Consider the following 24,734-nt stretch of genomic DNA (forward strand, 5'->3'; position numbering starts at 1 on the left):
ACCGGGCGGTCCCGGCACCTGAAAACCCCGGGGACCCGCCGCGGCACGGGACGCGTACGCCGGGCCCCGAAGCCCTACGCGTCCCGCGTCCTGAGCAGCATGAATCCACCCGCGAGCGCGGCGATCACCCACAACGCCATGATTCCCAGCCCACCCCACGGCCCGTACGGAGCATGATCGTCGAGGGGTCGCACCACCCGCAGGATTCGGCTGCCCGCCTGGTCCGGAAGATAGCGGCCCACCTTCTGGGTGGCCGACACGCTGCCCAGGATGTTGGAGATCAGAAAGAAGAACGGCATCAGAATTCCGAGCGAAAGCAGCGGGCCGCGCAGTATCGCCGCGATGCCCATGGAGAACATCGCGATGAGCGTCATATAGAGGCCGCCGCCGAACACCGCGCGCAGCACCCCGGGGTCGCTGATCGACGCGCGAAACGGACCGAGCAGTGCCTGGCCGAGGAAGAACGCGAGGAAACTGGTCACGATGCCCACCACGAAGGCCAGCACGGTGGCGACGGCGACCTTGCCGAACAGGAAGGCACCGCGCTGCGGCACCGCGGCCAGCGAGGCACGGATCATCCCGGTGCTGTACTCGCTCGACACCACCAGCACCCCGAACACGATCATGGCGAGCTGACCGAGGGTCATCCCGGCGAAGCTCACGAACGTCGGATCGAAGGCGATCTGCCGGTCGACGCTCATACTGCTGAAGTCCCGCCGGGCGAGATAGCTGATGAGCATGCCGAGCGCGATCGTCACGACCGCGGCCACGGACAGCGTCCACACGGTGGAAGCGACGGACCGGACCTTCGTCCACTCCGACCTGATGACCTGTGACACCAGCACGTCAGCCGTCCTTCCGCCGCCGCCACCCGGCGCCCCACTCCGGCACGGCACCCGGCGCCGGCGCCGGTGGCTCGGACTGGTCCGTATGGGCGTGGTACTCCACCGACGTCGCGGTGAGCCGCATGAACGCCTCCTCCAGCGAGGCCTGCCGAGGGCTCAGCTCATGCAGGACGACACCGTGCCGGGCCGCCAGCTCGCCGAGCTGCTGCGCACTGCCCCCCGTCACGTCCAGGGCGCCGTCCGCGGTCCGGGTGGCGACGATGCCGGCCTGGTCCAGCGCCGCACGGAGCCGCTCGTCGTCAGGGGAGCGCAGCCGGACGTACGAGTGCGAGTTGCGCCGGATGAACTCGGCCATCGGCAGGTCGGCGAGGAGCCGTCCCTGGCCGATCACCACCAGATGGTCGGCCGTCAGCGCCATCTCGCTCATCAGGTGCGAGGAGACGAAGACGGTACGGCCCTCGGCGGCGAGCGACTTCATCAGGTTGCGCACCCAGTGGATGCCCTCGGGATCGAGGCCGTTCACCGGCTCGTCGAACATCACGATCCGAGGGTCCCCGAGCAACGCCACCGCGATCCCCAGCCGCTGGCTCATGCCCAGCGAGAACCCCTTCACCTTCTTGCGCGCCACCGCCGTCAGGCCCACGGTGTCCAGCACCTCGCGCACCCGCGAGGTGGGCAGGCCGTTGCTCTGCGCGAGGCAGAGCAGATGGTTGAAGGCGTTGCGCCCGCCGTGCGCTGCCTTGGCCTCCAGCAGGGCGCCGATCTCCTTCAGGGGATCCCTGAGCCGGTCGTACCGCTTGCCGTCGATGCGGACCGCGCCGGTGGTGGGCCGGTCGAGCCCGAGGAGAAGGCGCATCGTGGTGGACTTCCCCGCACCGTTCGGCCCGAGGAAGCCGGTGACGGTGCCCGGGCGCACGGTGAACGTGAGGTGGTCGACGGCCACCTTGTCGCCGTAACGCTTGGTCAGCCCCGCCAACTCGATCATGCCCCAACGCTAGGGGCTGCGCCCCGGCTGGTCGGGGAGGCGCGGCCCGCGGAGCCCTTGCGGCTTGGGGTGCCCACTCAAGGGGCGCGGGGATGGGGGTACCTCCCACGCCTTCAAGGCAGTGGGGGAGCGACCAGCCCACCACCGGTCCGGTGGTCCGGACACGACAGAAACAGCCCCTCTGGGTCGGTGGCGACCCGCAGGGTCGTATCGGGCTGGGCGCGCAGTTCCCCGCGCCCCTTCAAGAACGCCGTGCGCACCCCGGACACGCCAGTGCCCCGCGACGTGGGAGACGTCACGGGGCACCGTGGACCACATGGGGGGCGCCGGCCGTCGCGCCCGACGGCTGGCGCGCGGCGTCAGCGGGTCTGCTGCGCGGGGACCCCACGGGAGACCGGCTCGTCCTCCGGCGTCCCACTGGCGGCGACAGCCGCCCCCGTGAGCGTCGCCAGCATCTCGCGCACGTTCGTCAGCTGGGCGTTGATCGAGTCGCGGCGGTTGGTGAGGGCGGCGAGCTCGCGCTCGGACTCGCTGCGGATCCGGTCCGCCTTGGCGTTCGCGTCCGCCACGATGTCCTCGGACTGGCGCTGCGCCGTCTCGACCGTCTGGCGGGCCCGGCGCTCCGCGTCGGTGCGCAGCTTCTCGGCCTCGAGACGCAGCTGCTCCGCGCGGTGCTCGATCTCCGCAAGCCGCTTCTCCGCCTTGGCCTGCCGCGACGCCAGATCACGCTCGGACTGGTCGCGCCGCTTGGCGAGGTTGGTCTCGAAGTCGGCCGCCGCCTGGGCCGCCTTGGCGCGCGTCTCCTCGAAGAGGGCGTCGGCCTCTTCCCGCTTGGACTGCGCGTCCTTCTGCGCCTCGGAACGCAGTGCCGCGGCGTCGCTGTTGGCCTTGTCGACGATCCTGACGCCCTCGTCCTCGGCCTTGGCCTTGCGCTCCGCCGCGAAGGCCTCCGCGTCGTTGCGCACCTGCTGGGCCGCCGACTCGGCGAGCTCGCGGTGCTGTTCGGCGGCGCGCCGGGCCTCCTCGCGCAGATCCTTCGCCTCTTCCTCGGCGAGCCGGAGGATCTTCTCGACACGAGCACCGAGGCCGGCGTACGACGGTTCAGAGTCGTTGACCGCCGCCTGGGCGTTCTGGGTTTCGAGGTGGAGTTCCTCGATGCGCTTTTCCAGGGCGGTGATTCGTGCCAGGGCACTGTCACGATCGGAGACGAGCTTGGAAATGCGTTCGTCCACCTGAGCGCGGTCGTACCCACGCCGCACTAGCTCGAAGCCATAGGGGGAAGTGTCGCTCATGGGGTTCCTGTCGAATGAGACCGGTGAGGTGATAGAGGGAATCCTAGGGGTCCAAACGCTGTGGCATCGAGCAGATGCCCGTTTGATCTGGAGATTGACACCCCTTTTGGGTGGCGAACCGTAGCAGCACTTGCCCGCACCGGCACCAAGGGCCTTCGGCGAGCACAGAATGCAGCGTTCTGCCTAGCTCTCCGACGGTTTGCCACTCGAAGGTGTCGCGCCGGCACCGGCCGCCGCCTTGACGCCACCGGCGTTCGCACCACCGGCCGGCTTGCCCTCCAGGGAGCCCAGCGCGTTCAGCACGTCCTGGACGCGGGAGATCTCGGCGTTGATGTCCTCGCGGCGGCGGGCCAGCACCTCCAGCTCGCGCTTGCCGTCCCTGACGATCCGCTCCGCTTCCGCCTCCGCCTCGGCACGGACCCGCTCGGCCTCCCGGGTCGCGTCCCGCTGCTTCTGCTCGGCCTCCTTGATGAGCGTCTCCGCCTTCTTGACCGCGGAGATGCGCACCTTGCTCGCCTCGGAGTTGGCCTCCGCCATCTGCTCGGCGGCCTTCGTCTCGGCCTCGACCCGCTGCTCCTCGGCGGCCTTGAGCAGGGCGTCGCACCGCTCGCCGGCGGACTTGAGCGCTTCAGCGGACTCCCGGCGGGCCTGCTCGTGCAGCGCCTCGATCTCGCGGGTGATGCGCTCGCGCAGCTCCTCGGCGCGCTCCCGGATCGCGGTGGCGTCCCGGCGGGCGCCGACCAGCAGTTCGTCGGCGTCCGTACGCGCCTTCTCCACCAGGGAGTTGCCCTCCACGCGGCCTTCGGAGACCAACCGCTCCGCCTCCCGGCGGGCCGCGCCCACCATGGTGTCGGCCTGCGCCTCGGCGTCCGCGGTGAGGGTGTGGGCGTTCTTGCGGGCCTCGGAGGTGAACTTGTCCACCTCGGCGGAGGCCTCGGCGATGAGGGTGTCGGCCTGCTCGGCAGCCTCGGAACGGCGCTTGTTGGCGTCCCGGCGCGCCTCGTCACGCATCCGCTCGACCTCTTCGCGCGTGGCGTTCCCGATGCGCTCGGCCTCGGTGCGGGCGTCGGCACGGATCCGTTCGGCGTCGGCACGGGTGCGCGCCGCTTCCTCCTCGGCCTTGGCGCGCAGTTCGGCCGCCTCCTGGCGCATCCGCTGGGCGTACTCGGCGGCTTCGGTGCGCACCCGGTCGGACTCGGTGATCGCCTCGTTGACGGTGCGCTCGGCGAGGGCCTTGCCGGCGTCGGTCTCCTCCTGCGCCTCGCGGCGCATCCGGCTCGCGTCCTCGGCGGCCCGCTCCCGCTCCGCGTAGGCGTCGGCGCGGATCCGGTCGGCCGCCTCCTGCGCCTCGGTCCTGGTGCGCTCCGCCGCGTGCTCCGCGGCCGACCTGAGCCCGGCGATCTCCTCCTGGGCCTGCTCGTGCAGCCCCTGCACGGAGTCGCGCACCGACTGCGCGGTCTGCTCGGCGGCCGAGACCATGTCCGAGGCCCGCTGGTCCGCCTCCTCGACCAGCCTGGCCGCCTCGGCCTGGGCCTCCTCCACGCGCTTGCGCGCGTTGGCCAGCAGCTCCTCGCTCTGCTCGCGGGCCCGCTCGCGCTCCTGGTCGGCCTCGCCGCGGGCCGCGCCCAGCAGCTCCTCGGCCTCCCGGCGGCGGCGCGCCGCCTCCTCCTGGGCGGCCGACAGCGCCTCGGCGGCCTCCTGGCCGACCCGCTCGGCGGCGGCCGCCGCCTCGCTGCGGATCCGGTCGGCGGTGTCCTGCGCCTTGGACTTCAGCTCCTCGGCCTCGGCGGCCGCCTCCGAACGCAGCCGTACGGCGATGTTCTCGCCCTCGGCGCGGGACGCGGAGGCGTCCGAAGCGGCCTCGTTCCGCAGCCGCTCGGCTTCCTCCTCGGCCTGGGCCTGGAGGGTCCTGATGCGCTCGGCGGCCTCGGTGCGCAGCCGGTCGGTCTCCTGGGCGGCCTCGCGGCGCAGCCGGTCCGCCTCGGCGCGGGCGTCCGTGAGCTGCTGTTCGGCGGCGGCCAGCCGCTCCTCGACCTCGGTGTCCTTGCGGGCCAGCTCCTCGGCCACCTCGGCGCGCTGCGCCTCGACGGCCTTCTCGGTGTCCTCGCGCAGCTTGCGTGCCGCCTGCTCGGCCTCCGCCTTGACGGTCTCGGCGTGCTCGGCGGCCTCGGTGCGCTGCTGGTCGGCCTCGGCGCGGCTGCGCTCCAGCGCGTCCGCGGCCTGCTTGCGCAGGGTGGTGGCGCGCTCGATGGCGTCGGTGCGCACCCGCTCCGACTCGGTCTGCGCCGTCTCGCGCAGCTCCTCGCTCTCGGCGCGGGCCTTGGTGACGAGCTCCTCGGCGTTCTTGGCGGCCTCTTCGATCTGCTGGAGCGACTCGCGGCGGGCCTCGCTGCGGATCCGCTCACCCTCGGCGAGCGCGTCGGCGCGCAGCTGCTCGGCCTCGCCGCGCAGCCGGCGCGCCTCCTCCTGGAGCTCGACCGTCTTGGCGCGGTACTCCTTGGTGTCGTCCTTCGCCGCGCCCTTGAGCTGCTCGGCGATGTCGTGCGCCTCGGAGCGCAGCCGGTCGGCCTCCGTCTCCGCCTCGCGGCGGATCCGCTCGGCCTCCTCGGTGGCGGCCCTGGTGGTCTCCTTCGCCTCGGCGGTCGCCTTGGTGACGGCCTCCTCGGCGGTGTGCGCGGCCTTGGCCAGCTGGGAGGCGGTCTCCTCGGCGGTGACGGTACGGGCCCGCTCGGACGCCGCGGCGATCAGCTTCTCGCCCTCGGCCCTGGCGTCGGCGACGATCTGCTCGGCCTCCGCCTTGCTGGCCTCCGCGTCCTTGGTGGCCTCGCTGACCAGGCGCGCGACCTGCTCCTTGGCGGTACGGGTGCGCTGCTCGCCCTCGGACTCGGCGCTGGCAAGACGCTTGGCCGCTTCCTCCTTGGCCTGGCTGACGACCTTGTCCGCCTCGGTCTGCGCCTGCCGCACCGCCTCCTCGGCCTCGGCCATCCGGGCCTCGGCCGTCCGGCTCAGCTCGGCCACCTGGCGGCGGGTCTGCTCGGACTCGCTCGCGGTGCTGCTGCGCAGCTGCTCGGCGTGCTCGGTGGCCTCCTGGGCCTGGGCGGACGCGGCGTTCAGCAGCCGCTCGGCGTCGGTGCGGGCCCGGCGCAGGATCGCATCGGCCTCGGCACGGGCGTTCTCGGCGTCCTCGGCGAGCCGGTGGCGGGCCTGGGCGGTGAGCCGCTCGGCCTCCGCGCGGGCTGCGGCGAGCGCCTGGTCGGCCTCGGTGCGCGAGTCGTCGAGCAGCCGCCTGGCCTGCTGCTCGGTGCGGGCGCGCAGCTGCTCGGCCCAGGCGACGTTCTCGTTGACGTGGGACTCGACGGTGGCGCGGCGATCGGCGAGTTCCTGGTCGAGCTGCTGGCGTCGGGAGACGGCCTCCGCGTGCAGCTCGGCCTGGAGCCGGGCCTGTTGCTCGGCGTGCTCCTGGAGGATGCGCTGGGTCTGGGCGCGGGCGTCGCGCAGCTCACGCTCGGCGTCCGCGCGCAGCTGGTCGGCCTGGGTCTGGGCGTTACGGAGCAGCTGCTCGGCGTGGTAGCCGACGTCGGCGCCGTCGAAGGCAGGCCGGACCGCCAGAGCACGGCGCGCCTCGTGCAGCTTCGCGCGCAACACCTCGACCTGATACCCGAGGTCCTCGGCGTGCTGGACGGCCTTGTCCCGCTCGGTCTTCAGCCGCTCCATCTCGGCCTCGAACCGAGAGAGGTGGTCGACCTCAGCCCGCTCCCGCTCCTGGCGTTCGTAGCCCCGCACTCTGCGGTCCCATCCGTCCCATGGTCGCAAGTTCACCGAACGAGCCCCGACCATCCAATGGATGGGGCCCCCGGGGAAATGGTGTCAGATCAACGGCGGAACAGAGGCTGCCGCCCCAACACCTGCCCCTTACCCACCACACCCCGGCCGTGGCCGCCACGTGTGAAGCTCCCAGCACTCCTGCCCGGGACGGCCGTCGCCCACACTACCGGCCCGGATCTGTACGGGTCAGTGCTCTTCGGTCGCAACGGGTGCGGACTCGGCCGAAGTCACCAGTTCGGTGAGCACACCGTGACAGTCCTTGGGGTGCAGGAAGGTGATGCGCGATCCCATCGAGCCACGCCGCGGCTGGTCGTACAGCACGCGGACGCCCTTGTCGCCGATGGCCTGGGAGTCGCCGTCCACGTCCGCCGTGCCGAAGGCGATGTGATGCACGCCCTCGCCGTTCTTCGCGAGCCACTTGCCGACCGCGCTGTCCTCCCGCACCGGCTCGAGCAGTTGCAGGTAGGAGGCGCCGCCGTCGTCCGTGCCGTTGATCCGCAGCATGGCCTCGCGCACCCCCTGCTCCTCGTTGACCTCGGTGTGGTGCACCTCGAAGCCGTAGGTGGCGCGGTAGAACTCGACGGTCGCGTCCAGGTCGAAGCACGCGATCCCGATGTGGTCGATTCTCGTCAGCATGGCCCCAGTGCAGCGCCTGTACGGCTGGTTACGCAACGTGCGCGCGATCACACTCTTGCGACGATGACGAACCGGACTACCGGCCAGTACATTCAAGTGAACCACCGTTCACATCTCCCAGACCGTGCAGCGCCGGCCCCCGGTCCCACCCCTCGGGCCTGCACTTCGGCCTCCGCCGGGCGGCGGAATGCGCCGATTCCGCGCCGCGGCGCCGGATCGCCGTAGCGTTCTTTCGTCGCCCGCCGGCCCCCGGAATTCCATCGTCCGTATTCGCCTCTACAACTTTCGCATCCGTGTCCACATTCGCATTCGCATCCGTGCGCGCATCGTGCTCGTAGAGCGTGCCTCCGCGGCTGCATCCGTCTCCGCCCGCAAGTCGCCCATTCGTCTCAGCCGTACGCTGGAAAGGGATTGCACGTCATGTCTGGAACCAACGGCACCACCTCAGTGATCGTCGCGGGCGCCCGTACGCCCATGGGCCGGCTGCTGGGCTCCCTCACGCCGTTCTCGGGCGCGGACCTCGGCGGCTTCGCCATCAAGGCCGCGCTGGAGCGGGCCGGCGTCACCGGCGACCAGGTGCAGTACGTGATCATGGGCCAGGTGTTGCAGGCCGGCGCCGGGCAGATCCCGGCGCGGCAGGCCGCCGTCAAGGCCGGCATCCCCATGGACGTCCCCGCCCTGACCATCAACAAGGTCTGCCTGTCCGGACTCGACGCCATCGCGCTGGCCGACCAGCTGATCCGCGCCGGGGAGTTCGACGTGGTGGTCGCCGGCGGCCAGGAGTCCATGACCAACGCCCCGCATTTGCTCCCGCAGGGCCGCCAGGGCGTCAAGTACGGCGCGATGCAGGTCCTGGACGCCATGGCCCACGACGGCCTGACCGACTCCTTCGAGAACATCGCCATGGGCGAGTCCACCGAGAAGCACAACACCCGCCTGGGCATCGCGCGCCCCGAGCAGGACGCGTTCGCCGCGCTCTCCCACCAGCGGGCCGCCGCCGCCCAGCAGGCCGGCCGGTTCAAGGCCGAGATCACGCCGGTCACGATCCCGCAGCGGCGCGGCGAGCCGGTCGTGTTCGACACGGACGAGGGCATCAGGGCCGAGACCACCGTCGAGTCCCTGGCCAAGCTGCGCCCGGCGTTCAGCAAGGACGGCACGATCACCGCCGGCTCCGCCTCGCAGATCTCCGACGGTGCCGCCGCGGTCGTCGTGATGAGCCGCGCGCGTGCCGAGGCCCTCGGCCTCACCTGGCTCGCCGAGATCGGTGCGCACGGCAACGTGGCGGGCCCGGACAACTCCTTGCAGTCCCAGCCGTCGCGCGCCATCCAGCACGCCCTGAAGAAGGACGGGCTCTCGGTCGGCGACCTCGATCTGATCGAGATCAACGAGGCCTTCGCCGCCGTCGCCGTGCAGTCAATGAACGACCTCGGCGTGACCTCTGAAAGGGTGAACGTCAACGGCGGCGCCATCGCCCTCGGTCACCCCATCGGGATGTCGGGGGCACGGCTCGCGCTGCACCTCGCGCTGGAGCTCCAGCGGCGCGGCGGCGGCGTGGGCGCGGCGGGCCTGTGCGGGGGCGGCGGCCAGGGGGACGCGCTGATCGTGCGGGTGCCCGGGGCCTGACGGTCCGGGGACGCCGGCCACTTCGGTGAGCCGGTCGGGTGCGGGTTCGATGGCCCGCACCCGGCCGGCTCGGTGGCACCGGACGATGAACGCGGTACTCGACGAACGCCGTCGAACCTGACGAAAACGGAGCTGAGATGCAGGATGTCGCTTCGCTGGTCGCCCAGGCCAGGGAGGGCCGGCCGAGGGCCGTGGCGCGGCTGATCTCCCTGGTGGAGGGTGCCTCAGGGCAGCTGCGGGAGGTCATGGCGGCGCTGGCGCCGCTCGCCGGGCACGCCTACGTCGTCGGCCTCACCGGATCGCCCGGCGTCGGCAAGTCCACGTCCACGTCGGCGCTGGTGACGGCGTACCGGGCGGCCGGCAAGCGGGTCGGCGTGCTGGCCGTGGACCCGTCGTCGCCGTTCTCCGGCGGCGCGCTGCTCGGTGACCGGGTGCGGATGTCCGAGCACGCCTCGGACCCGGGCGTCTACATCCGCTCCATGGCCACCCGCGGCCACCTCGGCGGCCTGGCCTGGGCCGCGCCGCAGGCCATCCGGGTGCTGGACGCGGCCGGCTGCGACGTGATCCTGGTGGAGACGGTCGGCGTGGGACAGTCCGAGGTGGAGATCGCCTCCCAGGCCGACACGTCCGTCGTCCTGCTGGCGCCCGGCATGGGCGACGGCATCCAGGCGGCGAAGGCGGGCATCCTGGAGATCGGCGACGTCTACGTGGTCAACAAGGCCGACCGGGACGGCGCCGACGCCACCGTGCGCGAGTTGAACCACATGCTCGGCCTCGGCGAGTCCCGGGCGGCCGGCGACTGGCGCCCGCCGATCGTGAAGACGGTCGCCGCGCGCGGCGAGGGCGTCGACGAGGTCGTCCAGGCCCTGGAGAAGCACCGGGCCTGGATGGAGGAGCGCGGCGTGCTCGCGGAGCGCCGCCGCGCACGCGCCGCCAAGGAGGTCGAGACCATCGCGGTCACCACCCTGCGCGAACGCATCGGGGATCTGCACGGCGACCGTCGCGTGGACGCCCTTGCCGAGCGCGTGGTCGCGGGTGAGTTGGATCCGTACGGTGCGGCGGACGAGCTGGTGCGGGGGCTCACTCAGGGGTGAGCCGGCGCCGCGGGTCCGGCGCGGTCAGTCGTCGTCCTGGTGCGGTCGATCGTCGTTCTGGTGTGGCTGGTCGTCGTCCTCGTGCGACCGGTCCTCGTTCTGCTGCCGTCGATCGTCGTCCCGGTGGGATCGGACCTCGTCGTCGGCCGTGACCGCGCCCGTCCGCGCGTCCACCATCGGCTCGTGGGTCGCGCCGTCCGAGCCCTTGATCTTCGTCTCGCAGCCGTGCCCCGGCCGGTGGTCGTCGGAGTCGAACTCCACCGACAGCACGGTGCCGGGCGTGGCGGCGCGGGCCCGGGTGGCGGCTTCGCGCAGGTCGATCGGTGCCTTGCGCGGCGCTGTGTCGTCGGCGTCGACGTCGTCGTCGGGGTCGGCGGCGACGTGCACCGCGCCGGTCGCCGAGTCGACGTGACCCACACCGAGAGCAGGCTGTTCGTGCTCGAACTGCCGTGTGTGGGGCTAGCGGGTGCCGTTCAGGAGGTGCCCGTCCTGCCCGTCCAGCCCGTCCTGTCCATCCAGGGGGTGCCCTACGGCACGGACGTCAGCCACGCCCCCGCTGAGCCCGCAGATGCTGCGCGATCGGCCCGAGGGAGGCCCGCAGGTCCGCCAGCGCCTCGGGTGTCAGCAGATCGATGAAGTGCCGCCGTACCGACTCGACATGGTGCGGGGCGACCTTCCGCATGGTCTCCAGGCCGTGCTGGGTGAGCACGGCGTACAGCCCGCGCCGGTCCGTGTCGCAGTTCTCCCGCCGTACGAGGCCGGCGTTCTCCATGCGGGTGATCTGGTGGGAGAGACGGCTCTTGGACTGGAGGGTCGCTGAGGCGAGATCGCTCATGCGCATCCGCAACTCGTCCGACTCCGAGAGATTCACCAGGATCTCGTAGTCGTTCATCGTCAGCCCGAAGGGCTGGAGGTCCTTCTCCAACTGGTAGGTCAGGAGCCTGTTGACCTCGAGGTGGGTGCGCCAGGCGCACTGCTCCGCTTCGGTCAGCCAGGGCGTGGCCGTCTCGGTCTCCATGGAATAGATACTACCTAAGAGGTTGAAATATGAACGAACTCTCGTGGCCGTGTGGCGGACGACACCTCATGAGGTACCTCTTCCGCCTTTGGTGTCGCTAAGGCGGAAGGACGGCCCTTGCGGTGGCGGGAGAGCATGCGTTCGACATCACACTGTGCAGGTTACCGCTCACAGCCCGAAGCGACGCTGGAGGTTGCCCAGCTGGCCGGTTAGGCCCCCTTGTCCTGCTGGTCCGCCCATGGTAGGCGGCGCCGACGGGCCGCCCGGTACGCCGGCCTGGTGCGGAACCTCCCCGGTGGGCTGGTCCGGCATCAGGGTCTCGGACGACTGCAGCAGCACCGTACCCGCCCCGGTGAAGTCGAACTGGTGCTCCTCGCCCGAGGCTCCGCCGATTCCGGTGAGCGCTCGAATCCCGCCCAGGACGCCGCTGAGGTAACCGTGATCGTAGTGGTGGCAGGGGCTGGGGCAGTCCGCCCAGCCGACCAGGGCCTGCGGATCCACCCGGATCGGGGGTTCCATGAAGACCACCGGCCCGTTCGAAGCGGCGACGAATCTGCCCGTACCGATCAGGGTGAGAAAGCCCGGAACAATTGACTGCTTCAGCGCGAGACTTGGCTGAAAAGCAAGCAAGTTGCCTGAGCGAATGGTCAGGTTGCCGTCGTCCAGGTCGTAGGAGTTGACGTCGAAGGCCCGGTCGGCGAGGAGCATCTTGCCCTGGCCCTCGGCGACCACCCATTCGCCGGCGTGCAATGGCGAATGGAACGAGGTCCGCAGGAGGTGGTCGAGTCGGCCATGTCCGACGCCGTTGAACTCCATCGCGCCGTAGTAGGCGATCATCTTGCCCTTCTGGAGGAACCACGGGCTGCCGGCCAGCTCCACGCAGAAGGTGTAGGCGTTGACGTTGTCGTCCACCGGCAGCGTCGTCGGGTCGTGCACGACAGGGCCCGCGGCGGCGGGGCCCCATCCGGCACCGTGGGCGCTCATAGCTTCTCCTCGGAGGCCTGGACGTAGACGGTGCCGCTGCCGGAGAGCTCCAGCTGGAACGCCTCCCCGGAGCCGCGGCCCACCATCTCGCGCCAGCCGATCGCGGCCGACAGCTTGTTGCGCACCTCGCCGTGGTGGGCGACGTAGGCCTGCGGGTCGACGTGGACGGGGTGGTCCGGGGCGATCGGCAGCTCGATGACGCCGCCGTGCGCCAGCACCGCGACCGCGCCGTGGCCCGACAGCGTCGTCGTGAAGAGTCCCTGGCCCGTCACCTGGCCGCGCACCATGCCCATGACGCCGCCCTGCGAGCCCATGAACATCGTGCCCTGCCGGAGGCTGCCGTCGAAGGCGAGCAGCCGGTCCGCCTCCACGTACAGGGTCTCGCCGGTCAGGGTGATCAGCTGGATGTGGTGGCCGCCGTGCCCGAAGAGGACGGTGCCCTCGCCCGCCACGGTCATCAGCGGGGTGGCCTCGTTCGCCACCCGGCGGCCGATCATCGACATCAGCCCGCCCTGCCCGCCCTGGATGCTGGGCGTGAAGGTCACCTCGCCGCGGTAGGCGAGCATCGCGCCGCGCTGGCTGTACATCGTCTGGCCGGGCAGCACCGTCGCCTCGACCATCTTGGCGTTGATCTCCCGGAAGGGCATCAGACGTCCCCCGCGATGGTGCTGCGCTCGCTGGGCTGGACGTAGACCACGCCCTCGCCCTCGAAGCGGATCTGGAAGGCCTCGCCGCCGCCCTCGCCCAGGAACGTGCGGAACGTCACCCCGGACTGGAGGCTCTGCCGGATCTGGCCCTGGTGGGCGATGTAGGCGCCGGGGTCCACGGTGAGCGGGTACTGCCCCGACACCCGGAGCGCCACCGCGGGGCCGTCCGACATGATGGCCGCCTGGCCGTGGCCCTCCACCGTGGTGGTGAACAGGCCGTTGCCCTGCGAGGCGCCACGCAGGCCGGTGAAGGTGGTGCCGGTGCGCAGGCCCGCCTCGGTGGCCAGCAGATTGCTCGCCTCCACATAGAGCTTGTCGCCGGACAGCCGCACCAGATTGATCTCCGTGGCACGGTCCGCGAACCAGCAGGTGCCTTCCCCCGTCACCTCCATCACGGCCAGCTGCTCGCCGGTCAGCCGGCGGGTGACCATGCCGCGCAGGCCCTCACCGCCGCCGGACCGCTTCTTGAAGGTCATCCGGCCGTCGTAGGCGACCATCGAGCCGGCCTTCGCCTTGACGGCGTCCCCGGCCAGCTCGACGGCCAGCACCTTGCTGCCCTGGAGTCGAAACACTGCCACCCGCCGACCGTAGCCGCCCCGGCGCCGCCGCACAGGGCAATCCGACCGGATGGGGACCCCTGCGTGCGGAGTTCCCGCGGGGCTGCGTCAGAATGGGTGTGCTTGTGCCTGTATTCACAAGTACGGTCCGCTGTCCTCCGCACCGTGGGCCGATCCCGACCCCGACCCCGACCCAAGGTGACCCGTGGACAACAAGACCGCCACCGCACTCCGCCGCCTCCGCCTGGTCTCCGCGCCCGAGGCCGTCTCGTTCCTGCTGCTGCTCATCTGCTCGGTGCTCAAGCGCACCACCGACTTCAACGCGGTCCCGGTGATGGGGATGGTGCACGGCGTCCTGTTCATCCTCTACGTGGTCTTCTGGCTGGACGCCTGGAACCGGACCAAGTGGACGGCCGGCACCGGCATCCTCTACTTCGTGCTCTCCGTGCTGCCCACCGGCGGCTTCTTCGCCGAGCGCAAGCTCCGGCGCGCCTGTGACGACCTGGCGATCGTCGCCCGGGCCCGCCGCGAGGGGGTCGTGAACACATGATCGTCGCCTTCTCCGTGACACCGCTGGGCGTCGGCGAGGACGTCGGGGAGTACGTCGCCGACGCCGTCCGCGTGGTCCGCGCATCCGGGCTGCCGAACCGCACCGACGCCATGTTCACCTCCGTCGAAGGAGAGTGGGACGAGGTGATGGCCGTGGTGCGGCGCGCCGTCGCCGTCGTCGAGGAGCGTGCACCGCGCGTCTCGCTGGTCCTGAAGGCGGACATCCGGCCCGGCGTGACCGGTGCGCTCACCTCCAAGGTCGACACGGTCGAGCGCCACCTGTCCGCTCCGCCGCCGGACGGCGCGGTCTAGTCACGGCTCAGACCCACCGCGGGCCCGGCTCGAATCCGGCTCAGGGCGCTGCCGGTGGTGCCCGCCAGTGGTCCCCCTCACCCGAACGCGCGCCCAGGCGCGAAACCCTCGCACGGACCTCCCTGGTTCGACAGGTCGTCATGTCTCCCTTTCTGTGGATATAGCGACTCATTCGTTCCACGGACCATGGAGGGCGTTGTGCGGCCTGAGGGGTACGACTACGACACCCACAGCACGCTCGCCGGACCCCTCACCGAACCGGACGGCAGCCCGTACCGGGTCAGGTACCGCTCGTTGCTCGCGAAGGAGCGACGGCGCGTGTCCGCCGTCCTGCTGATGACGCTGGCGCCGCTGCTCACCGGTGTGCTCCTCGGCTACCTGGTGTGGCCCTCGCACTGGACCCGACGCGACGGCGCCGCGCCCTGGCTGACCGCCCTCGATGCCACCATGCTGGTGACGATCGGCCTGATCGAAGTGTTCATGCTGGTCAACGTGGTCTCCATCGCGCATGCCACGCTCGTCGCCCGCGACCCGGTGCCGGTGTCCCCGGAGCCGGGCACCAAGGTCGCCTTCCTCACCACCCACGTCCCGGGCAAGGAACCCCTCGCCATGGTGCGCGCCACCCTGCAAGCCGCGCGGCGGGTGCGGCACAACGGCACGCTGGACGTCTGGCTGCTCGACGAGGGCGACAGCGACGAGGTCAAGGAGTTGTGCGCCCGGCTGGGCGTGCGGCACTTCTCCCGCAAGGGCGTACCCGAGTGGAACCGCACCAGGGGCCCCCACAAGACGGGCACCAAGCACGGCAACTACAACGCCTGGCTCGCCCTGCACGGCCACGCCTACGAGTTCTTCGCCTCCGTCGACACCGACCACGTTCCGCTGCCCAACTTCCTGGAACGGATGATGGGCTACTTCCGCGACCCGGACGTGGCCTTCGTGGTCGGCCCGCAGGTGTACGCCAACTACGACGTGGCCGTCACCAAGGCCGCCGAGTCGCAGCAGTTCCTCTTCCACGCCCTCATACAGCGGGCGGGCAACCGCTACCGGGCCCCGATGTTCGTGGGCACCAACAACGTCGTGCGGATATCCGCACTGCTCCAGGTCGGCGGCCTGTACGACTCGATAACGGAGGACATGGCCACCGGCTTCGAGCTGCACCGCTGCCGGAACCCGGCCACCGGCTTCCACTGGCGCTCCGTCTACACCCCGGACGTGCTCGCCAAGGGCGAGGGACCCGCCTCCTGGACGGACTTCTTCACCCAGCAGCTGCGCTGGTCGCGCGGGACCTACGAGACGCTGCTCAAGCAGTACTGGAGGGCACCGCTCAGCATGCCGCCGGGCCGGCTGTTCTCGTACACGCTGATGCTCGTCTACTACCCCATGACCGCGGTCAACTGGCTGCTCGGGGTGCTCAGCTCGGTGCTGTTCCTGTGCTTCGGCGCGTCCGGCACGCAGGTCAGCTCCGCCGTGTGGCTGATGCTCTACAGCGACGCGGCCGCGCTCCAGATCGGCCTGTACACCTGGAACCGGCGGCACAACGTCTCGCCGCACGAACCGGAGGGCTCCGGCGGGCTCGCCGGCATGGTGATGAGCGCACTGTCGGCGCCCATCTACGCAAGATCGCTGATCGGCGCGGTGCTGCGCCGCCCGAGTCGGTTCGTGGTCACGCCCAAGGGCGGCACCATCAGCACCGACCGCCTGGCCACCTTCCGCATCCATCTGGGCTGGGCGGTCGTGCTCTCCACGGCCCTGGCCGCGTCGGTGCCGCTCGGCCACACCCATGTGGCGATGCGCGTCTGGGCCGGCCTCGCGCTGGCCGTCTGCCTGGCACCGGCGGGGATCTGGTGCGCCTCGCTCCTCGCCCGCCGGGACAAGCGCCCGACGGCCGCCGCCACGGCCGAGGCGGAGACGCAGCCGGGATGGGTCGCCGGCGGCACCACGGGCGGGGGGTGAGCGGCGGGGGCGAGCGGCCCACGACGGCTGAGGGTGACCCGGGCGGGGTCAGGGCGACCCGGGCGCCGGCTCAGGGTGACCCGGGCGACGTCAGGGCGATCCGGGTGACGGCTACCGAGCCGCCCCGCGAGCGAGGTCCAGCGCGTACTCGGGCCACCACTTCCCCGCCGCCGGACCACCCCGGCAGGTGCCGTCCGACTCGCCCGGCCGCTTGATCCACAGATAGGCGTCGACGAGCGGATCGCCGGTGTGCAGCGTCGGCGGGGTGCCGAGGGCGCGGCCGGGCGGGTTGCACCAGGCGGTGCCCCGGTCGCCGGCCAGGGGGCCGTTGCCGTTGCGGCTGGTGTCGATCACGAAGTGCTTGGTGCCCAGGCCCTGCAACTGCTTCACCAGCCGGTGCCCGTACGCCACGGTGTCGGCGGTCGTCTGGAAGTTGGACACGTTCAACGCGAAGCCGTCCGCGCGCGCGATGCCGGCCTGGGCCAGCGGCTGGGCGAGCCGGGCGGCGTCGGTGATCCAGGCCGGGTTGCCGGCGTCCAGGTAGACCTTGGTGTACGGCTGCTGCTTGAGCCGGACGACGGCATCGGACAGCAGCCGGTAGCGCTCGTCCCGGAACTGCGGGGGCGTGCAGCCGTCCACGCTGTGCGCGACCGCGTCCGGCTCGAGGATCACCCACGCCCTGGCCATGCCGACGGCCGCCGCGAACCGGTCGACCCACCGCTCGTAGGCCGCGGCGTCCACGGCTCCCCCGGCCGAGTGCTGGCCGCAGTCCCGGTGCGGGATGTTGTACGCGACGAACAGCGCCGTACTGCCCTGCGCGCTCGCCCCTGCGGTGGCCGCCTGCATCATCGGGTACGGGTCGTCGCCGGCCGGCCAGACCGCCACGGGCTGCCGCGCGATCCGCTGCAACGTGGTCGCGTCGCGGTCTCGCCCCTGCCGCCGCCACTCGTCGGCCTGCCAGGCGGCCGGGCCGGCCGGGTCGACCCAGAACGGCGCCACCGCGCCGGAGCCCGCCGGACTGCGGTCGACGGAGGCCTTGGCCGCGGAGTCACCGGAACAGCCCGCGGTGACCCCGAGCCCGCCGAGCAGGAGCAGGGCGGCGACAGTACGGACCAGCCGTGACATCCAGACCCCTTGAGCGCGACGACAGCGGGACCGGCAATTCGTCCGGTCATCCTGGCACAGGCGTCCGTATTGCCCGAGCTGCGACACTTTGCGGCGCCGTGATGGGCTCGCCCGTGTGGGTGGGGGGCGGGGGCCCGTACAGTCCAGCCGGCTCCGAGCGCTCACCGCCCGTCAGATGCCGCCGGCCAGCAGTGCGTCGCCGAGCGCCGTCCGCTCGTACCGCACCTGGTGGCCGTGGCGCTGTGTGGAGAGCAGGCCGGCGGCGCGCAGCGCGGACAGGTGCGCCGAGACGGACGACGGGGCGAGGGAGAGGCGATGGGCCAACGCCGTGGTCGTCGCGGGCTCGTCGAGAACGGTGAGGACCTGGGCACGCCCGCGGCCCAGGACGCGCACCAGTGCTTCGGGCGTGTGGTCTGCGGGAGCCGTCCACAGCGCGCCGATGCCGCGCGCCGGGTAGGCCACCGTCGGCTGCCACGGCGGATCGAAGCCGCTGACCACGTCGGGCCAGGAGAAGACGCTGGGCAGCAGCACCAGGCCGCGGCCGTCGAGGCGGCGCGCGTGCTCGCCGTGCCAGCTGACGGTCAGCTGGCCGGCGGCCCACGTCAGGCGCGGGTCGAGCTCGCTCAGCAGCGCGCCGAGACCGGCGTCGGCCAGCCGGCGCGAGCGGTGGTGCACGTCGGCCTCCAGCAGGGTGCGCAGCCGCGGCCAGTGCGGCTCGACCAGGAGCTGCCACGCCGCCTGCAACAGTTCGGTGAGCTGCTGCACGGCCCCCGCCGGATCGGCGAGCATGGCCCGCCCGTGCGGGGTGTCGGCGGCGCCGGGGGTGTCCGCGAGGGAGTGGGCGATCCCGGCCCGTGCCGTGTCCGGGTCGGTCGCCCGGACCCGCGCGATCTCCTCGTCGAAGGTGGCCGACGGGCCGATCGGGGGCGGCCCCAGCCAGTCCGGGCTGTGTCCGTGGCCCGGCATCAGCAGCCACAGCGGCCGAAGGTCGAGCCCGGCGGCAGCGACCCGGGCGGCGCGCAGCCAGGGCAGGTGGTAGCCGTGCCGGCGGCGCATCTTGAGGGTGCGCACCGCCTCCTGCGTCTCCCACAGCGGTGACACGGCGAACCGGCAGAGCAGCAGGTCGTCCTCGCCGAAGTAGAGGCGATGCGGCATGGTCCCCCTCGGTTTTCCCGGGCGGGTAGCCCCCGGCGCCGCCCGCCCGCGGCCGCGGCGCCCCGGAACGGGCGTGCCCACGGACAGGGCGTCCAGGCGTCCGACCAAGGGCGGACCGGCCACCGGGAGGCCGATGTGCCCGTCAACATTCGGCTGGTGCCGAAACAATACAGCTGGGCGCGGCCGTCGAGCACGCTGCCGGCATGCCGGACCAGCCCGTCACCACAGCGCCCTCGCACACCTCGAACCCGCCCGCGACGAAGTCGTCCGACCACCCGCCCGAGGGTGCGACGGCCGACCCGGACCCGTCCCCGTCGAGGTCGACTGACCCGAAACCGGCCGGGCCGGGGCCGGCCGGCCTGAACCGCGCAGACCGGGCGGACCGAGTAGACCGGGCGTCGGTCGGGCTGAACCCGGCCGCGCCGGAGTGGGCCGACCACCCGCCCGAGCGGGCGACGGCCGACCCGGACCCGTCCGCGTCGAGGTCGACTGGCCCGAACCCGGCCGGGCCGGGGCCAGTCGAACACCCGTCCGGCCCGGCGGTCGCCGACCTGGACTCGGCCGCGCCGGAGCGGGCAGACCATGCGTCCCACCGGGCGACGGCCGGGCCCGAGCCGGCCGGGTACCGGCGGCTCTTCGCGGCCCCCGAGTTCCGCACCGTCTTCGTCGCCCACGCCTGTTCCCTGCTCGGCACCGTGGTCAGCGAGATCACGCTCACCGTGCTGGTCTACGGGCTCACCGGGTCGCCGCTGCTGAGTGCGCTGACCTTCGCGCTCGGGTTCCTGCCCTACCTGGCGGGTGGCACGTTGCTGGCCGGGATCGCCGACCGGTTCCCGCCCCGGCGCGTGCTGGTGCTGTGCGACCTGGTGTGTGCCGGGTGCGCGGGGCTGATGGCGCTGCCCGCGACGCCGGTCGCCGCGCTCCTGGCGCTGCGCTGCGTCATCGCGGCCGTCTCCCCGGTCTTCAACGGCACCCGGATGGCGACCCTCGCCGACATCCTGGGCAGCGGCGACCTGTTCGTGCTCGGCCGCTCGCTGCTGCGCATCGTCTCGCAGGGCGCGGTGCTCGCCGGGTTCGGCCTCGGTGGCGTGCTGCTCCTCGTCGTACCGCCGCGGGGCGCCCTGCTCATCACCACCGGCACCTTCCTCGCCTCCGCGACCCTGCTGCGCCTCGGCACCCGCCGCAGGCCGGCCAGGACGCCCGCCCACCCCGAGGGAGCGGACGGCGCGACGCTGGTGCGGTACTCGCTCGCCGGCGCCCGGAAGCTCCTCGCCGATCGCCGTGCACGTGCCCTGCTGCTCCTGCTCTGGGTGCCGCCGATGTTCAGCGTCGCCCCGGAGGCGCTGGCCGCTGCGTACGGGGACGAGATCGGCGCCGGCAGCGCCGGCGTCGGGCTGCTGATGAGCGCGCTGCCGGTGGGCACCATCGCGGGGGAGCTGTACGCCGGGGCGGTGCTGTCCGCGGCGGCCCGCGCCCGCGTCGTGCTGCCACTCGGCACCGTCGCCCTGCTGCCGCTCACCACCTACGCGCTCACCCCCGGCATCGCCCCGGCCCTCGCCGTCCTCGTGCTCACCGGCGCCGGCTCGGCCTACACCCTGGGCCTGGACCGCTGGTTCGTCGACGCGGTGCCCGAGGAGCTGCGGGGGAGGGCCATGGCGGTGTACACGGCCGGCCTGATGACCATCCAGGGCATCGGCATGGCGCTCGCCGGGGCGGCGGCGGAACTCCTCGCCGTGCACACCGTGGTGGCCGCGGCGGGCGCCCTGGGCACCCTCTGCTGCGCCCTGCTGGCCGCGGAGGTCCGCCGCACCCGCCCGGTGCGGCCGTCATGATCGGTCCCTGAGACGGAGCTGACCGGCATATGACCGCCCGGCTATGGTCGGACGCGTGCCGAAACCGCTGAGCCTTCCCTTCGATCCCATCGCGCGTGCCGACGAGCTCTGGAAGCAGCGATGGGGCTCCGTGCCGTCGATGGCCGCGATCACCTCGATCATGCGCGCCCAGCAGATCCTGCTCGCCGAGGTCGACGCGGTCGTCAAACCGTACGGACTGACCTTCGCGCGCTACGAGGCACTGGTGCTGCTCACCTTCTCCAAGGCGGGCGAACTGCCGATGTCGAAGATCGGCGAGCGGCTGATGGTGCACCCCACGTCGGTGACGAACACCGTCGACCGCCTCGTCAGGTCCGGCCTGGTGGCCAAGCGTCCCAATCCGAACGACGGCCGGGGCACCCTCGCCTCCATCACCGACAAGGGCCGCCAGGTCGTGGACTCGGCCACCCGCGACCTCATGGCGATGGACTTCGGTCTGGGCGTGTACGACGCGGAGGAGTGCGGGGAGATCTTCGCGCAGCTGCGTCCCCTGCGGGTCGCGGCGAAGGACTTCGAGGACGAGGACTGACCGCTGCCGCCGGCCCGGGAGCACGGGTCCGCCGGCGGCGGGGGCGCTGCTGGATCGTGCAAAACGGGCGGTTACGCTCGTCCCATGAAACGAAGCGTGCTGACCCGCTACCGCGTCATGGCCTACGTCACCGGCGTCCTCCTGGTGCTGCTGACCCTCGGGTGCATCGCCAAGTACGGGCTTCAGGCGGACGGGGCGGCCGGGTTCGTGACGGCCGTCGGCATCGCGCACGGCTGGCTGTACGTGATCTACCTGGTGTTCGCCTTCGACCTCGGCTCCAAGGCCCGCTGGCCGCTCGGCAAGCTCCTCTGGGTGCTGCTGGCGGGCACCATCCCCACGGCGGCGTTCTTCGTCGAGCGCAGGGTGACACGGGAGCTGGAGCCGGCGGTCGCGGGGACCTCCGGCGAGACCGTCGGGGCCTGAGCCGGACCCCTCCGGTCACGGTGTGACTTGTTTGACGCAGGAGTCCCGTACGCGTCGACAGTTACTAGGACGTCCTACTAAAATAGCGGGTATGCAGTCTGATGCCATCCAGGAGGGCCGCCGACGGTGGCAGGCCCGGTACGACGCCGCCCGCACCAGGGAGGCAGACTTCACCACGCTCTCCGGCGATCCCGTGGAGCCGGTGTACGGGCCGCGACCAGGTGATGCCTATGAAGGCTTCGAGCGGATCGGCTGGCCGGGGGAGTACCCGTTCACCCGCGGGCTGTATCCGACCGGTTACCGGGGCCGTACCTGGACCATCCGCCAGTTCGCCGGGTTCGGCAACGCCCAGCAGACCAACGAGCGCTACAAGATGATCCTCAAGGCCGGCGGGGGCGGCCTGAGCGTCGCCTTCGACATGCCGACCCTGATGGGCCGCGACTCCGACGACCCGCGCTCCCTCGGAGAGGTCGGCCACTGCGGCGTCGCGATCGACTCGGCCACCGACATGGACGCCCTCTTCGACGGCATCCCGCTGGGCGACGTCACCACCTCCATGACGATCAGCGGTCCCGCAGTGCCGATCTTCTGCATGTACCTGGTGGCGGCCGAACGGCAGGGTGTCGACCCGGGCGTGCTGAACGGCACCCTCCAGACGGACATCTTCAAGGAGTACATCGCGCAGAAGGAGTGGCTCTTCCAGCCCGAGCCGCACCTGCGCCTGATCGGCGACCTGATGGAGTACTGCGCCGGCCGCATCCCCGCCTACAAGCCGCTCTCGGTCTCCGGCTACCACATCCGCGAGGCGGGCTCGACGGCCGCGCAGGAGCTGGCGTACACCCTCGCGGACGGCTTCGGCTACGTGGAGCTGGGCCTCTCGCGCGGCCTGGACGTGGACGTCTTCGCGCCCGGCCTGTCCTTCTTCTTCGACGCGCACGTGGACTTCTTCGAGGAGATCGCGAAGTTCCGCGCGGCACGCCGCATCTGGGCCCGCTGGATGCGGGACGTGTACGGCGCGAGGACCGAGAAGGCGCAGTGGCTGCGCTTCCACACCCAGACCGCGGGCGTCTCGCTGACCGCACAGCAGCCGTACAACAACGTCGTACGCACCGCGGTGGAGGCCCTGGCCGCGGTGCTCGGCGGCACCAACTCGCTGCACACCAACGCCCTGGACGAGACGCTGGCCCTGCCCAGCGAGCGGGCCGCCGAGATCGCCCTGCGCACCCAGCAGGTACTGATGGAGGAGACCGGCGTCGGGAACGTCGCCGACCCGCTGGGCGGCTCCTGGTACGTGGAGCAGCTGACCGACCGCATCGAGGCGGACGCGGAGAAGATCTTCGAGCGCATCAGGGAGCGCGGCGCGCAGGCCCGCCCCGAGGGGCACGAGATCGGGCCCATCACATCCGGCATCCTGCGCGGCATCGAGGACGGCTGGTTCACCGGCGAGATCGCCGAATCCGCCTTCCGCTACCAGCGGGCCCTGGAGAAGGGCGAGAAGAACATCGTCGGCGTCAACGTCCACGAGCACTCGGTCACCGGCGAGCTGGAGATCCTGCGGGTCAGCCACGAGGTGGAGCGCGATCAGGTCCGCACGCTCGCCGAGCGGCGGTCGGCCCGGGACGACGCGAAGGTGCGGGCCGCGCTGGCCGGGATGCTCGACGCGGCACGGAGCGGGGCCAACATGATCGAGCCCATGCTGGACGCGGCCCGCGCCGAGGCGACCCTCGGCGAGATCTGCGGTGCACTCCGCGACGAGTGGGGCGTCTACACGGAGCCCCCCGGCTTCTGACCCGCCCCACGGCTCTCGGGTGCCCCCGTTCCGCCCGGGAGGCGCGCCCGACCACGACGAGAGGGTCGGGCGGCCACCGCCCCGAGGGGGCAGTTCCTGTCGCGCCCGGACCACCGGCGGGTGGTTGGTTGCCGGCGCAGTTCCCCGTGCCCCTTTTTTAGGGGCGCAGCGGTGCCCGTGCGGTCCAGGGGGACCGCTCAAGGGGCGCGGGGAACTGCGCGACAAGCCGCGACGAGACCGTCAGGTCGCCACCGTCCCAAGGGGGCAGTTCCTGTCGCGCCCGGACCACCGGCGGGTGGTTGGTTGCCGGCGCAGTTCCCCGCGCCCCTTTTTTTAGGGGCGCAGCGGTGCCCGTGCGGTCCAGGGGACCGCTCAAGGGGCGCGGGGAACTGCGCGACAAGCCGCGACGAGACCGTCAGGTCGCCACCGTCCCGAGGGGGCAGTTCCTGTCGCGCCCGGCCTCACGATGTGCCAAGCCGAGACCCGCCCGGGGCACGGGGCACCCTGCCCAAGGGTGCCAAGGGTGCCAAGGGTGCCAAGGGTGCCAAGACGACCGTCGGTCATTGCCCCGCCGCTGCCCCCAGCCCCCCAAGCAACAACGCCGTCAGGCCGTGGACCCAAGCAGCGTCCACGGCCTGCCCGCTGACCAACGTCCGATGCACCACCGCCCCGGCGACCACGTCGAAGATGAGGTCCGCGTTGCGCGCCGCGGCCTCCGGGGTGGCGGGGCGCGGCAGCTCGCCGCGTGCCTCCGCGCGGGCCCGGCCCTGGAGAACCAACCGCTTCTGCCGCTCCACGATCGACGTCCTGATCCGCTCCCGCAGCGGCTCGTCCCGTGTCGCCTCCGCGACCACCGCCATCAGCGCCGTCTTGGTCTCGGGCCGGTCGAGCAGCGCGGCGAACTGCCGCACCACCCCCTCGACGTCGGCCTCAAGGTTGCCCCGATCGGGCAGTTCCAGCTCGTCGAAGAGCACCGCCACCGCATCCACGACCAGCTCGTTCTTGCCCGCCCAGCGACGGTAGAGGGTGGTCTTGGCAACGCCCGCGCGCAAAGCGACATCGCCCAGTGTCAACTTTGACCAGCCAAGGTCAACCAGCGCCGCCCGAGTGGCCTGAAGGATCGCAGCGTCCGCCGTGGGATTGCGCGGACGGCCGGTACGGGTGGTGCTGCGGCGGGACATGCCAGGACCATACCGGCCGGTAGGCCGCAATCGGACGGCCCCGGCGGTGAGCAAGATCACGCGAAAAGGGGCAGGTGGAAGGCGCGCGGCGAGGCGCGTGCAGTTACGCTACGAGCCGTAGCGAAAGCGTGCACGAGCCCCGCGCGGGGGTTGGCCGGCGCCGACCGGCAGGGCCCCTGCCCCGGCCCGGGCACGCGGTGACAACCACGGGCGTCGCGGTGGGGACCCGGCGCAGATCGGACTTCTTCGTCATGCTTTTCACTGCGGCGCGCGGAAGGGGG

General features: G+C 71.9%; 22 protein-coding genes. 9 read left to right on the plus strand and 13 right to left on the minus strand.

The features are described 5' to 3' along the window. Positions 1-74 precede the first annotated feature (74 nt). The 5 genes from NQO67_RS22775 to mce form a co-directional block, all read right to left on the minus strand. The gene (locus NQO67_RS22775) at positions 75-845 is read right to left on the minus strand and encodes an ABC transporter permease (RefSeq protein ID WP_255952001.1); all 771 of its coding nucleotides are present in this window, start codon (positions 843-845) and stop codon (positions 75-77) included. A gap of 1 nt (position 846) precedes the next feature. After that, positions 847-1,830, minus strand: a complete 984-nt coding sequence (locus NQO67_RS22780) for an ABC transporter ATP-binding protein (protein WP_255952002.1) — start codon at positions 1,828-1,830, stop codon at positions 847-849. A gap of 359 nt (positions 1,831-2,189) precedes the next feature. Beyond that, complete coding sequence (locus tag NQO67_RS22785) at positions 2,190-3,122, minus strand: coiled-coil domain-containing protein (RefSeq protein ID WP_255952003.1); 933 nt, start codon at positions 3,120-3,122, stop codon at positions 2,190-2,192. A 183-nt stretch (positions 3,123-3,305) separates the two neighbouring features. After that, complete coding sequence (gene scy / locus NQO67_RS22790) at positions 3,306-6,905, minus strand: polarized growth protein Scy (protein ID WP_255952169.1); 3,600 nt, start codon at positions 6,903-6,905, stop codon at positions 3,306-3,308. 228 nt (positions 6,906-7,133) lie between these two features. Further along, positions 7,134-7,583, minus strand: a complete 450-nt coding sequence (gene mce, locus NQO67_RS22795; protein ID WP_255952004.1) for a methylmalonyl-CoA epimerase — start codon at positions 7,581-7,583, stop codon at positions 7,134-7,136. Positions 7,584-8,003: 420 nt separating this feature from the next. Here mce and NQO67_RS22800 point away from each other — a divergent pair, with 420 nt between their 5' ends. Continuing rightward, a complete protein-coding gene (locus NQO67_RS22800; RefSeq protein ID WP_255952005.1) occupies positions 8,004-9,206 on the plus strand; it encodes an acetyl-CoA C-acetyltransferase in 1,203 nt (400 codons plus the stop codon). Between the two features lie 137 nt (positions 9,207-9,343). Beyond that, positions 9,344-10,300 (plus strand): methylmalonyl Co-A mutase-associated GTPase MeaB, encoded by a 957-nt coding sequence (meaB, locus tag NQO67_RS22805; RefSeq protein ID WP_255952006.1) that lies wholly within the window; start codon positions 9,344-9,346, stop codon positions 10,298-10,300. 24 nt (positions 10,301-10,324) lie between these two features. Here the strand turns inward: meaB and NQO67_RS22810 are convergent, their stop codons facing one another. The 5 genes from NQO67_RS22810 to NQO67_RS22830 form a co-directional block, all read right to left on the minus strand. Then, on the minus strand, positions 10,325-10,717 hold the full coding sequence (locus tag NQO67_RS22810) for a PepSY domain-containing protein (RefSeq protein ID WP_255952007.1): 393 nt from the start codon (positions 10,715-10,717) through the stop codon (positions 10,325-10,327). Between the two features lie 124 nt (positions 10,718-10,841). After that, a complete protein-coding gene (locus NQO67_RS22815) occupies positions 10,842-11,318 on the minus strand; it encodes a MarR family winged helix-turn-helix transcriptional regulator (RefSeq protein ID WP_255952009.1) in 477 nt (158 codons plus the stop codon). 168 nt (positions 11,319-11,486) lie between these two features. Next, entirely contained in the window at positions 11,487-12,302 is an 816-nt protein-coding gene (locus NQO67_RS22820) for an AIM24 family protein (protein WP_255952010.1), read from the minus strand. After that, complete coding sequence (locus NQO67_RS22825) at positions 12,299-12,949, minus strand: AIM24 family protein (RefSeq protein ID WP_255952011.1); 651 nt, start codon at positions 12,947-12,949, stop codon at positions 12,299-12,301. Before NQO67_RS22825 ends, NQO67_RS22820 begins: the two co-directional genes overlap by 4 nt. Further along, a complete protein-coding gene (locus NQO67_RS22830; protein ID WP_255952012.1) occupies positions 12,949-13,587 on the minus strand; it encodes an AIM24 family protein in 639 nt (212 codons plus the stop codon). Before NQO67_RS22830 ends, NQO67_RS22825 begins: the two co-directional genes overlap by 1 nt. Before the next feature lie 184 nt (positions 13,588-13,771). Between NQO67_RS22830 and NQO67_RS22835 the strand changes: the two genes are divergently transcribed. The 3 genes from NQO67_RS22835 (at position 13,772) to NQO67_RS22845 (ending at position 16,380) form a co-directional block, all read left to right on the plus strand. Next, positions 13,772-14,116 (plus strand): DUF3817 domain-containing protein, encoded by a 345-nt coding sequence (locus NQO67_RS22835; protein WP_255952013.1) that lies wholly within the window; start codon positions 13,772-13,774, stop codon positions 14,114-14,116. Beyond that, complete coding sequence (locus NQO67_RS22840; protein ID WP_255952014.1) at positions 14,113-14,427, plus strand: MTH1187 family thiamine-binding protein; 315 nt, start codon at positions 14,113-14,115, stop codon at positions 14,425-14,427. The genes NQO67_RS22835 and NQO67_RS22840 overlap by 4 nt, the downstream gene beginning before the upstream one ends. Positions 14,428-14,625: 198 nt before the next feature. Next, complete coding sequence (locus NQO67_RS22845) at positions 14,626-16,380, plus strand: glycosyltransferase family 2 protein (RefSeq protein ID WP_255952015.1); 1,755 nt, start codon at positions 14,626-14,628, stop codon at positions 16,378-16,380. A gap of 111 nt (positions 16,381-16,491) precedes the next feature. Here the strand turns inward: NQO67_RS22845 and NQO67_RS22850 are convergent, their stop codons facing one another. Together NQO67_RS22850 and NQO67_RS22855 are read right to left on the minus strand one after the other, a co-directional pair. Further along, positions 16,492-17,505, minus strand: coding sequence for a glycoside hydrolase family 6 protein (locus NQO67_RS22850; protein ID WP_255952016.1), 1,014 nt, complete (start codon positions 17,503-17,505; stop codon positions 16,492-16,494). A gap of 171 nt (positions 17,506-17,676) precedes the next feature. Beyond that, positions 17,677-18,660 carry an ArsR/SmtB family transcription factor gene (locus tag NQO67_RS22855; RefSeq protein ID WP_255952017.1) on the minus strand — a complete coding sequence of 328 codons (984 nt, stop codon included), beginning with the start codon at positions 18,658-18,660 and terminating at the stop codon, positions 17,677-17,679. 551 nt (positions 18,661-19,211) lie between these two features. Between NQO67_RS22855 and NQO67_RS22860 the strand changes: the two genes are divergently transcribed. From NQO67_RS22860 to icmA, 4 genes are all read left to right on the plus strand, one after another. Beyond that, positions 19,212-20,492, plus strand: a complete 1,281-nt coding sequence (locus tag NQO67_RS22860) for an MFS transporter (RefSeq protein ID WP_255952170.1) — start codon at positions 19,212-19,214, stop codon at positions 20,490-20,492. Between the two features lie 55 nt (positions 20,493-20,547). After that, positions 20,548-21,060, plus strand: a complete 513-nt coding sequence (locus tag NQO67_RS22865) for a MarR family winged helix-turn-helix transcriptional regulator (RefSeq protein ID WP_255952018.1) — start codon at positions 20,548-20,550, stop codon at positions 21,058-21,060. An 84-nt stretch (positions 21,061-21,144) separates the two neighbouring features. Next, the gene (locus tag NQO67_RS22870) at positions 21,145-21,483 is read left to right on the plus strand and encodes a DUF3817 domain-containing protein (protein WP_255952019.1); all 339 of its coding nucleotides are present in this window, start codon (positions 21,145-21,147) and stop codon (positions 21,481-21,483) included. Between the two features lie 91 nt (positions 21,484-21,574). After that, positions 21,575-23,272 carry a coenzyme B12-dependent isobutyryl-CoA mutase large subunit gene (gene icmA / locus NQO67_RS22875; RefSeq protein WP_255952021.1) on the plus strand — a complete coding sequence of 566 codons (1,698 nt, stop codon included), beginning with the start codon at positions 21,575-21,577 and terminating at the stop codon, positions 23,270-23,272. A gap of 560 nt (positions 23,273-23,832) precedes the next feature. Here the strand turns inward: icmA and NQO67_RS22880 are convergent. Next, positions 23,833-24,453: a TetR/AcrR family transcriptional regulator gene (locus NQO67_RS22880; RefSeq protein ID WP_255952022.1), complete on the minus strand. Its 621-nt coding sequence runs from the start codon at positions 24,451-24,453 to the stop codon at positions 23,833-23,835. Positions 24,454-24,734: the final 281 nt, after the last annotated feature.

The organism is Streptomyces odontomachi (assembly GCF_024435355.1).
Lineage (GTDB): Bacteria > Actinomycetota > Actinomycetes > Streptomycetales > Streptomycetaceae > Streptomyces > Streptomyces odontomachi.